Annotated in this window: 8 protein-coding genes; 2 read left to right on the top strand and 6 right to left on the bottom strand. The window is 69.6% G+C overall.

All coding sequences use genetic code 11. The features are described from left to right. The first annotated feature begins 244 nt into the window (after positions 1 to 244). Positions 245 to 781, top strand: a complete 537-nt coding sequence (locus ACPEEZ_RS06170) for a hypothetical protein (protein WP_423923824.1) — start codon at positions 245 to 247, stop codon at positions 779 to 781. Here the strand turns inward: ACPEEZ_RS06170 and ACPEEZ_RS06165 are convergent. From ACPEEZ_RS06165 to ACPEEZ_RS06145, 5 genes are all read right to left on the bottom strand, one after another. Beyond that, entirely contained in the window at positions 771 to 2900 is a 2130-nt protein-coding gene (locus tag ACPEEZ_RS06165; protein ID WP_423923823.1) for an alpha-galactosidase, read from the bottom strand. The genes ACPEEZ_RS06170 and ACPEEZ_RS06165 overlap by 11 nt on opposite strands. A gap of 102 nt (positions 2901 to 3002) precedes the next feature. Continuing rightward, positions 3003 to 4328, bottom strand: a complete 1326-nt coding sequence (locus ACPEEZ_RS06160) for an ABC transporter substrate-binding protein (RefSeq protein ID WP_423923821.1) — start codon at positions 4326 to 4328, stop codon at positions 3003 to 3005. A gap of 119 nt (positions 4329 to 4447) precedes the next feature. Continuing rightward, entirely contained in the window at positions 4448 to 5284 is an 837-nt protein-coding gene (locus ACPEEZ_RS06155) for a carbohydrate ABC transporter permease (protein ID WP_423924196.1), read from the bottom strand. 86 nt (positions 5285 to 5370) lie between these two features. Further along, positions 5371 to 6300 carry a carbohydrate ABC transporter permease gene (locus tag ACPEEZ_RS06150; RefSeq protein ID WP_423923819.1) on the bottom strand — a complete coding sequence of 310 codons (930 nt, stop codon included), beginning with the start codon at positions 6298 to 6300 and terminating at the stop codon, positions 5371 to 5373. Next, on the bottom strand, positions 6297 to 8366 hold the full coding sequence (locus ACPEEZ_RS06145) for a beta-galactosidase (RefSeq protein ID WP_423923817.1): 2070 nt from the start codon (positions 8364 to 8366) through the stop codon (positions 6297 to 6299). Before ACPEEZ_RS06145 ends, ACPEEZ_RS06150 begins: the two co-directional genes overlap by 4 nt. Before the next feature lie 229 nt (positions 8367 to 8595). On the opposite strand from ACPEEZ_RS06145, the gene ACPEEZ_RS06140 reads away from it, so the two are divergent. Then, the gene (locus ACPEEZ_RS06140) at positions 8596 to 9615 is read left to right on the top strand and encodes a LacI family DNA-binding transcriptional regulator (protein WP_423923815.1); all 1020 of its coding nucleotides are present in this window, start codon (positions 8596 to 8598) and stop codon (positions 9613 to 9615) included. Between the two features lie 61 nt (positions 9616 to 9676). Here ACPEEZ_RS06140 and ACPEEZ_RS06135 read toward each other — a convergent pair whose 3' ends face one another. Then, positions 9677 to 10255, bottom strand: coding sequence for a TetR/AcrR family transcriptional regulator (locus tag ACPEEZ_RS06135; RefSeq protein WP_423923813.1), 579 nt, complete (start codon positions 10253 to 10255; stop codon positions 9677 to 9679). Positions 10256 to 10281: the final 26 nt, after the last annotated feature.

Genomic DNA, 10281 nt, shown 5'->3' with positions numbered 1-10281 from the left:
AACGATAAGTGACATCGGCGCACATGGCTAGTTCATCCGAACACCGGAGGCACGGGTCGACCCACCCGCGGAGGCCGCCGCATCGCCGTGTCTCTAGGGATCGGGCGGGGTGCGGGGCGCCCCCTGCACGGGCCGCAGCATTTACCCAGTCGTTACACGCGGGGCCACGTTCTGCATCCTCCGAGGGAGGCCATGAGTCCCGGAGGCGGATGAAGGCCCGGGCGCCCCTGCCTACCGTGGGGGGATGAGCTCCTCTCGCACCGCGGCCCGTCCCGTCCCGATACCCGTCGGGTCGGCCACTCCCCCGGCCACGCTGCTGTCGGTCCTGCCGATGTCGACGGCGCTCGCCGGTGGGGCGGCGGTCGTGCTCGTCCCCACCGTCTGGACCATCGTGGGCGCGATCGCCACGAGGTCGGCGGCGTCCCTGATGTTCGTCGCCGTGATGTTCCCCGGGATGCTCGTCGGGGCGATCGCGACGGCGCTCTTCGGTGCGGCGGCCGGGGCGCTGGCCGGTCTGCCCGACCGGCTGCTCCGTGGCCGACGTGCGCCGCGCCTCCTCGGACCCGTCGCCGCCGTCGTCATCCTGACGGCGCTCGTCACGACCGCCTGGGCGCTCGTCACGGCGTGGTGGGACGACTCCGGACCGTTGCCCACCGGTGTGCACATCGCGGCCGTGTCGGTGACGACCGCAGCGCTGACGACCCTGGTCGTCGCGCGCGCGAAGAGACGAACCAGCCGGCGAACACGGCAGCGGACCAGGAGGCGCGGCGTCAGTCGCTGACGGACGTCACCTCGAGCACGACGGCGCTGCCCGGGTACAGCACCGGCATCTCGAGACCGACGACATCGAGCATCCGACCGGTCAGGGTCACGCCCTCGGCCCACGGCAGGCGCGACTGTCCGGGGCCCGCCAGATCGGCCGGCGGCAGGATGCGCACGTCGTAGACCGTCGACGCGTCGAGCCCGGGCAGGGTGACGCGCCCGACCGGCAGGGTCACGCTCGCCGTGCGCTGGGTCAGCACGTAGACCGCGGACGAGGAGTCCGCGGCGACGACCCCGCGGACGTCCACGCTCGGGTCGATCGGGTCGGCGTGGACCGATCGACCGGTGTGGAACAGTGCCCGGTGCTGCTTGTGCAGCGCGACCCAGGACGTCAGCTCGGCCAGGGCGTCGTCGTCGAGTCGCGTCAGATCCGTCTCGATGCCGAAGTGGCCGAACAGCGCCACGGCCGCCTGGAACGCGAGCGGCGCGGTGCGCCCGGTCGAGTGCGATCGCTCGGCGCCCACGTGCTGACCCATCATCTCGACCGGGACGAGCAGGTTCGTGTACGCCTGGTTGTCGAGTCGCTCGAGCGGGTCGATGCAGTCGCTGACCCAGATGCGCTCGGTCCGGTCGAGGATGCCGAGGTCGACGCGGCCGCCGCCCGAGGCGCAGCTCTCGATCTCGACGCCGGGGTGGCGCCGGCGCAGCTCGTCCAGCAGGGCGTAGAGCGCGACGGTCGTGTCGTGCACGGCGGGTCGACCGCTCGCGGCATGGGCCGCCTCGAGCAGGTCGCGGTTGTGATCCCACTTCAGATAGGCGATGTCGTTCTCGGTGAGCAGGGCGTCGAGGCGGTCGAGCAGATACGCGAACGCGTCGGGGTGCCCCAGGTCGAGCACGTGTTGCTGGCGACCCGACACGGGCCAGCGGGGGTCGGGGTGCAGTATCCACTCGGGGTGTGCCCGGGCGAGGTCGCTGTCGAGGTTGACCATCTCGGGCTCGACCCAGAGCCCGAACTCGAGGCCGAGCGCGCGCACCCGCTCGATCAGGGGTGTCAGACCGTCCGGCCAGACCCCCTCGTCGACGAACCAGTCGCCGAGGCCGGCCGTGTCGTCGCGACGGTGCCGGAACCAGCCGTCGTCGAGCACGAACCGCTCCACGCCGACGTCGGCCGCCCGTACCGCGAGGGCGCTGAGCCGGTCGAGGTCGTGGTCGAAGTAGACGGCCTCCCACGTGTTGAGCGTCACCGGTCGCGCCGACGAGGGGTGCCGGGGTCGCGCCCGCAGGTCGTCGTGGATGCGGGCCGCCGCCTCGTCGAGGCCCTCGCCCCACGTGCCGACCAGCCACGGCGTCGTGTAGCTCTGCCCCGGCGTGAGCAAGCCCTCCCCGGGCTGCAGCAGCTCACCGGCGAGCAGGACGGCGTCGGCCGTCGAGGTCCGCACGGCGGCGAGTCGGTTGTTGCCGCTCCAGGCGGCGTGGACGCCGTGCACCGTGCCCGACCGGAACCCGAAGCCGGTCTCGCCGGCGAACAGCAGCAGCGTGGCGTCGGCGCCCGGGCGACCGCGGCGGCTCGAGCGGACGTGCTCGCCGACCGTGAACGGCTGTCGCTGCGGCGAGCGCTCCTTGAGGTGGCGTCCCGTGGTGTCGAGCAGCTCCCGTGCGGTGGCCGGCACGGGGAAGGTCGCGTGCAGTCCGGCCACGACGTAGTCCGTGTCGAGGTCGTTGCGCACCGAGAGCCGCTGACGCAGGAGCCCGCTGGCGCCCAGCGCGAGCTCCGTCGTCAGCGTGAGCCCCGCCTCCTCGTCCTGGGCGGTCACGACGAGGCGGCGTGCGTCGGTCGTGTACTCGACGATTCGCAGCGCCGGGCTGAACCCGACGCCGCCCGCCCGCGAACCGGAGAGCCCCGGCTCGTACTGCCACCCGTCGGATTCGAGCGGAACGACGGAGGCACGGGTCGGCTCGTCGAGTCCGCCCGAGACACGCTGGGGTCGGGCAGCCCTCGCGAGCGACGTCAGCGCGGAGGCTCCGACGTCGCCGAGGTCGGCACCCCAGTGCACGATCGTGGGCACGCGGTCGCCGCGGAGGTCGACGACGACGCTGGTCCCCCCGGCACGGAGGTGGACGACGGTGTTCTCGGTCATGGGGCCATTCTTTCGACGACGATCGGATACCGGCCGAACGCACCGCAGCCGAGACGGATCGTCTCGGCTGCGGCCGTTGCTGCTGCGTTCGGCGGGAGGGGGCTACTTGACGGGGATCGACTGCGCCTTGAGGGCGGCGATCGTCTTCGTCTGGCCGTCGGCGAGCGCCGAGGCGAGCGTGCCCGAGCCCGTCGTGGCGGAGCCGAAGCCGTCCGAGACGTCGCTGTAGGTCTGCGTCATGGTCGGGCCCCAGGTGAAGGGCTTGATGTTCTGGGCCGCCGTGGCGAACTCCTTGTAGATCGCCTGGTTGCCGTAGAACTCGACGCCCTCGGTGAGCGCGGGCAGGTCGGCGCCGGTGGTCGAGGCCGGGTACAGGTTGGCCTCCTTGTTGAGGTCGGCGAGGGCCGTCTTGTCGGTGTTCAGCCAGGTGAGGAACTTCGCCGCCTCGGCGGGGTGCTTGCTGCCCTTGAAGACGACGCTCGACGAGCCGCCCCACGCCGCGGCCGCCGTCTCACCGGCGTTCCACTGCGGCATCGGGGCCACGGCCCACTTGCCGCTCGTGGTCGGCGCGCCGCTCGAGATCGTGTTGGCGCCCCAGACGGCGGAGACCCAGGTCCAGTCCTGGCCGGTGTCGTAGGCGTTGTTCCACTCGTCGGAGAAGCTCGGCAGGGTGTTGACGAGGCCCTTCGAGATGAGGTCCTGCCAGTAGTCGGCGACCTTGGTCGAGGCCGACGAGGTCAGGTCGACGTCCCAGGTGCCGTCCTTCGTCGAGAACCACTGTCCGCCGGCCTGCGAGACGAGACCTGCGAACTGGTTGACGTCGCCCTTGGCGAAGTTCGTGATGTTGCCGCCGAGGCCCTTGATCTTCTCGGCGGCCGCCGCGTACTCGGCCCACGTCGTGGGCACGGGGATGCCGGCCTGCTCGAAGAGGTCCTTGCGGTAGTAGAGGGCCATGGGGCCGGAGTCCTGGGGCAGGGCGTAGACGGCGTCCGACTCGCCGAAGGTCACCTGGTTCCACAGGCCGTCGGAGAAGTCGGCCTTCGCGTCCGAGATGCCGGGGCACGCAGCGATGTTCGCGAGCCCGTCCTGGACCCGGAACGCGGGCAGCGTGTCGTACTCGACCTGTCCGATGTCGGGCGCGTTGCCGGCCTTGAGCTGGTTGAAGAAGTTCTTGTACGTGCCGCTGTTGCCGTTCGGGACGATCGACACCTTGACCTGGATGTCGGGGTTCGCCTTGTTCCAGACGTCCACCACCTTGTCCATGTTGGGCACCCACGTGGTGAAGTTCAGCGTCACCTTGTCGGACGAGGGGGTGCAGGAGGCGCTGCTCGCGGAGTCCGATCCGCCCGAGCCGGCGCTGCAGCCGGCGAGCGCGATGGTCGTCGCGAGGGCGGCCGCCGCGACGGTGACCAGTTTCGTTTTCTTCATGTGATTTCCAATCGGGGTGCTGCGCGGGTCGGGGCGACCCGGCGCGAGGGAACGACGTTGTTGCCTTGGAACGGGGTGGTGCGGTCGGTAGGTCGAAGGGGGGACGAGGAGGCGCGGGTCTACTTGAGACCGCCGGCGCCGAGTCCGCTGCGCCAGAACCTCTGCAGGCTCAGGAACGCGATGAGCAGGGGGATGATCGAGACGAATGCGCCGACGAGCACGAGCGTGCGGAGCTCGGGGTACTGGCTCACGTTCGAGTTCCACGTGTAGAGGCCGAGCGTGACCGGGAAGAGCGACTGGGTGCGGAGCATCACGAGCGGCAGGAAGAAGTTGTTCCAGATCGCGACGAACTGGAACAGGAACACCGTGACGAGGGCCGGCGACATGAGTCGGACGGCGACCGTGAAGAAGGTGCGGATCTCACTCGACCCGTCGATGCGTGCGGCTTCGATGATCTCGTCCGGCACGCTGGACGCGGCGTAGATGCGGCTCAGGTAGACGCCGAACGGGCTCACGATGCTCGGCAGGAAGACGGCCCAGAACGAGTCCGTCAGCTGCACCTTGCTGAAGATCAGGAAGAGGGGCAGCGCCAGGGCCGTCGCGGGGACGAGCACCCCGCCGAGGAAGACGTTGAACAACGCCTCTCGACCCCAGAACTTGTACTTCGCGAGGGCGTAGCCGCACATCGCGGCGAGCACCGTCCCGATCGCGCCGGCGACGCCGGCGTAGACGATGCTGTTGAGCATCCACCGCGGGAAGACGCCGTCGTCGTACGTGAACAGGTTGCCGAGGTTCGTCAGGCCGTCCTGCAGCGAGGTGGGCGTGAACCAGAGGGCGGCCGTGCTGTTGAAGTTGCCGAGCGTCTTGGTCGACGACACCAGCAGCCAGAAGATCGGGATCAAGAAGTACAGCGTGAAGACGCCCATGATCAGCATGGCGGCGGAGCGCGACAGCATGCTCTCGCGGGGGCCGCGCCCGCGCTGCGGGCGAGGGGTCGTCGCGTCGTCGAACGCGGCGGCGGGGCGGACGGGGGTGTCGACGCTCACTGGTCGGCCTTCCTCTGGGTCAAGCGGAGGAACCCGATCGACAGGATGAACGTGGCTACCGCGAGCACGACGCTGAACGCGGCCGCGAGGTTGAAGTTCGGCACCGACGACGTCGAGTACACGAGCATGTTGGGCGTGAACGTCGACGAGATGGTCGACGTGAACTGACGGAAGACGAGGGGCTCGGTGAGCAGCTGCAGGGTGCCGATGACGGAGAAGACGGCCGTCAGGATCAGGGCGGGGACGACGAGCGGGATCTTGATCGACACCGCGATGCGCCACTGCGACGCCCCGTCGAGGCGGGCGGCCTCGTAGATCTCGGTCGGGATGGCCAAGAGCGACGAGTAGATGATCAGCATGTTGTAGCCGACGTAGACCCAGGTCACGACGTTGGCGATCGACCAGAGGATTCCGCTGCCGCCGAGCAGGTCGACGTTGCCCGTCACGAACGTGAACGGCGAGAGGCGCGGCGAGTAGAGGTAGCCCCACATGATGGCGGCGATCACACCGGGCACGGCGTAGGGCGCGAAGAAGGCGAGTCGGAAGAACCGCTTGCCCCGCAGCAGCGGCGAGTCGAGCAGCAGCGCGAAGAGCAGCGCCATCCCGAGCATGACGGGGACCTGGACGACGCCGAACAGCAGGACGCGGAAGATCGACGACCAGAACTCGGTGTCCTGGAACACCAGCACGTACTGGCTCAGCCCGCCGAAGACCTCGGTCGGCGCCCCGAAGGTGCCCTGTCGCTGGATCTTGAGCAGGGACTGGAACAGCGCGTAGATGATCGGGACGAGGTAGAAGGCGGTGAAGAGCAGGCCGAACGGCAGGACGAAGATGGCGATCGCCTTGCGGTAGCGGAACCCGCCTCGGGGCTTCGGCTCGGACGGCGAGGCCGCCGCCCGACGCCGGCGGGGTGCGATGACAGTCATGATGCCTTCCTGTTCTGACGGATGACGTGGGTGCCGCCCGCGGCGAGCTCGACGCGGCCGCTCAGGGCCGTCTCGGTGACGAGGTCGTAGCCCTCGATGTCGTGGGCGATCGCCTCGTCCGTGTGGTTGAGCACGAAGACCCAGTCCTGATCGCCGGAGGTGCGGCGCACGATCTCGACGTCGTGCCCGGTCCCTGAGTCGGTCGTCGTGTCGTGCGCGGGGTCGACCCGGCGCGACCGCGTGACGCCGGCGGACGTCGCGACGCTGTCGACGAGGGTCGCGAGCGAGGCGGGCTCCAGGACGGTGGAGACGTACCAGGCGTGCCCTTGCCCGTGGCGGTTCGTCGTCACCGCGGGGTGGCCGGCGAGCGGGCCGTCGGCGTAGCTCGTGACGGTCTCGGCACCGTGCAGCTCGAGCGGCTCGGACCAGAGCGAGCCCGTCGAGCCGTCGGACAGGGCGACGACGCGCCCCTCCGCGAGAGGCGAGAACTCGTCGGCGCGCACGCCGAGCATCCGGCGGAAGGCGCCCGGGTAGCCGCCCGGGCGGACGCCGTCGGTCTCGTCGACGATGCCGCTGAAGAACGTGACCAGGGCGGTGCCGCCCTGCGCGACGAAGGAGTCGACGACCTCGGCTTCGGAATCGCGGACGAGGTAGAGGCTCGGCACGACCACGAGCGAGTACCCGTCGAGCGGAGCACCGGGGGCGACGACGTCCACCGTGATGCCGAGGTCCCAGAGGGCGCCGTAGAGCCGGTGCACCTGGTCGAGGTACGAGAAGTCGGAGGTGGGGTGAGCGTCGAGGTCGGCCGCCCACCGGTTCTCCCAGCTGAAGACGAGGGCCACGTCCGCGACGATCCGGGACCCCTTCAGCTCGCCGAGCCGGCCGACGAGCGCGCCGAGGCGGACCGACTCGTCCCACACCCGCGACTGCGTGCCGGCGTGCGGCATCAGCGCCGAGTGGAACTTCTCGGAGCCCTTCACGGAGGCGCGCCACTGGAAGAAGCAGACGCCGTCGGCACCGCGAGCGATGTGGGTAAGGGTGTTGCGGACCATCTCGCCCGGCTTCTTGGCGAGGTTGCGCGGCTGCCAGTTGACGGCGCTCGTCGAGTGCTCCATGAGCAGCCACGGCTCCCCCTGTGCGAGGCCTCGGGTGGTGTCGGCGGCCAGGGACAACTCGACGTGAGGGCGATCCAGACGGTGGTCCAGGTAGTGGTCGTTGGCGATGACGTCCATGTCGTCGGCCCAGCTCCAGTAGTCGAGGTTCTCGATGTGGGCCGTGACCATGAAGTTGGTCGTCACCGGGATCGAGCTCGCCTGCCGGACGACCTCGGCCTCGGCCCGGTACTGGGCGAGCTGTTCGTCCGAGCTGAAGCGGTGGAAGTCGATCGTCTGCATCGGGTTAGTGAACGAGAGCGTCGTGCGCGGGGGCTGGATCTCGGACCAGGTCGAGTAGCGCTGACTCCAGAAGGCGGTCCCCCAGGCGGCGTTGAGGGACTCGATGGCGCCGTAGCGGTTCTCGAGCCAGCGACGGAAGGCCGCGGCCGACTGGTCGCAATAGCAGAGGGCGTTGTGGCAGCCGAGCTCGTTCGAGACATGCCAGAGCCGGACGGCCGGGTGATCGCCGTAGCGCTCCGCCGTGGCCCGGACGAGCCGGAGCGCGAGGTCGCGGAACACGGGCGAGCTCGGGCAGTAGGCCTGGCGACCGCCCGGCCAACGCGTCGTTACGTCGGCGGCCTGGGGCAGCGCCTCCGGGTACCGGGTCGTCAGCCACGGCGGCGGAGACGCCGTGCCGGTGCCGAGGTTCACACCGATGCCCTGCGAGTGCAGCAGGTCGATGATCGTGTCGAGGTCGTCGAAGCGGTACTGGCCCGGGGACGGCTCGATGTGCGACCAGCCGAAGATGTTGATCGCGACGAGGTTGACACCGGCCTCGCGCATCAGGGCGACGTCCTCGACCCAGGTGTCGTAGGTCCACTGCTCGGGGTTGTAGTCGCAGCCGAAGACGAGCCCCTCGGTGCCGAGACCCAGGGCGGTCGTCTGGGTCTGCGGGTGCAGCTGGGTGAACACGGGGCCTCGGCTTCGTCGTCGGGTGTCCCTCCGCGACGATCGACCGGGCGGCCCTCGTCTGTGAAGGTTCACAAGATAAAATCTGTGATCGTTCACAGAGCGTCGTCAAACGTGATGAGAGCGACTTTCCGGGAACGTTCACAGAGTGAAGTCGATTCCTGGCCGAATGTCAAACGCGGCAATGGCGAGACCGTCTCACAGCCGGTTCGGGCTCCACTACAGTGACCGTATGGCCGGTCGACGAACAGGGGGCCGCCGCAGCACGATCCATGACGTCGCGGCGGAGGCGGGCATCTCGCGCGGCACCGTGTCGAGGGTGCTGAACAACGAGCCGTACGTCTCCGAGACGGCGCGCAAGGCCGTGCAGGAGGCGGTGGCCAAGGTCGGCTACGTGCGTAACGCGGCAGCGCGGAACCTCGTGACGCAGCGCTCGCGGGCGATCGCCCTGATCATCCACGAGCCCCACTCGCTCGTGCTGGACGACCCCAACATCGGCAACATCCTGATCGGGACGAACGCCGTGCTCTCGGGTGCCGACTACCAGCTCGTCACCCTGATGATCGACTCGCAGCGGGACAGCGATCGGGTCGTCGAATACCTGCGCGGCGGTTTCGTCGACGGGGCGATCGTCCTGTCCGCCCGCACCGGCGACCCGATCTCGGCGGCCATCGCCGAGCTCCGCCTGCCCGCGTCCATGGTCGGCCATCCGTCCGATGCGCCCGATATCCCCTACATCGGCATCGACAACAAGGCGGCCGCCGAGGCCATCGTGACGAGGTTGAGGGAGACGGGCCGCACACGGATCGGCATGCTCGCGTCCGGTCTCGACCGCGACTCGGGTCTCGACCGACTGGCCGGTTTCACGGCGGCGCTGGGCGATGCGTTCGACCCCGACCTCGTCGTGCGGCACCCGTTCTACAGCTACGCCGCCGGGGCCGAGGGCATGGAGCAGCTGCTCGCCCGCGAGCCGTCGATCGACGGTCTCTTCGCGGCCTCCGATGCGGTGGCCGCCGGCGCCATGGACGTCCTCCAGCGGCGAGGTGTCCGCGTGCCCGACGACATCGGGGTGATCGGCTTCGACGACAGCTCGTGGGCGCTCCGCTGCACGCCGGCCCTGTCGACGGTGCACCAGCCGGCCGAGAGCCTCGGTCGCGAGGCCGCGCAGCAGGTGCTCGACCAGCTCGCGGGCGCCGACTTCGAGCGCAGCCTCATCTTGCCCACCCAGATCACCTGGCGCGCCAGCGCCTGAGCTCCCCCGCGGTGCCCGACGCGGAAGACGGCCGCGTCACCTCGCAGTCGGTTGCACGCGACTACCGAACCAGAGGCAACCAGAGGTCGTCCACGATCTCGAGGATGCGCGCCTCAGGGATCGGCTTGAGGGTCATGACGAGGTCGTGACGGACGAGGTCGGCCGGGAGGTTCGCGAGACCCGACGGCCAGTCGCGGACCGGGATCTCGCCCCGCTCCGCCGCCCGTTCGAGCAGGCGTCGCCCGATGTCCGAGCTCCCGACGAGGAGGCGCGTGCGTAGTTCGGCGGGCGAGAGGCCGCTGTCGGCGTAGATACCGGCCATGTAGACACTGATGGCGGCTATGAAGCCCGAGCGGGCCGCGTTGAAGTCGCGGAGGGTGGCGAGGATGTCGTCACGGAGCGCACCTGTATCGGCCAACTCACGGCGAGTGAAGAGACCGCCGTGTTGCAGGGCTGCCAGGACGAGATCCACCTTCGCCGGCCAACGCCGATAGAGCACCGGTTTCGACGTCCCCGCCCGCGCAGCCACCCCGTCGTAGCCGAACGACTGATACCCGACCTGTTCGAGCTCGGCCCAGGCCGCGTCGAGGAGCGCCTCGTCGAGCTCCGCCCCTCGCCGGCGCGTCTTTGCAAGATCCACTTGCGTATCTTATCCCGTCGTCGTAC

Source organism: Frigoribacterium sp. 2-23, from assembly GCF_049601585.1.
Taxonomy (GTDB): Bacteria; Actinomycetota; Actinomycetes; order Actinomycetales; family Microbacteriaceae; genus Frigoribacterium.
This window is presented reverse-complemented; position numbering and strand designations above follow the sequence as displayed.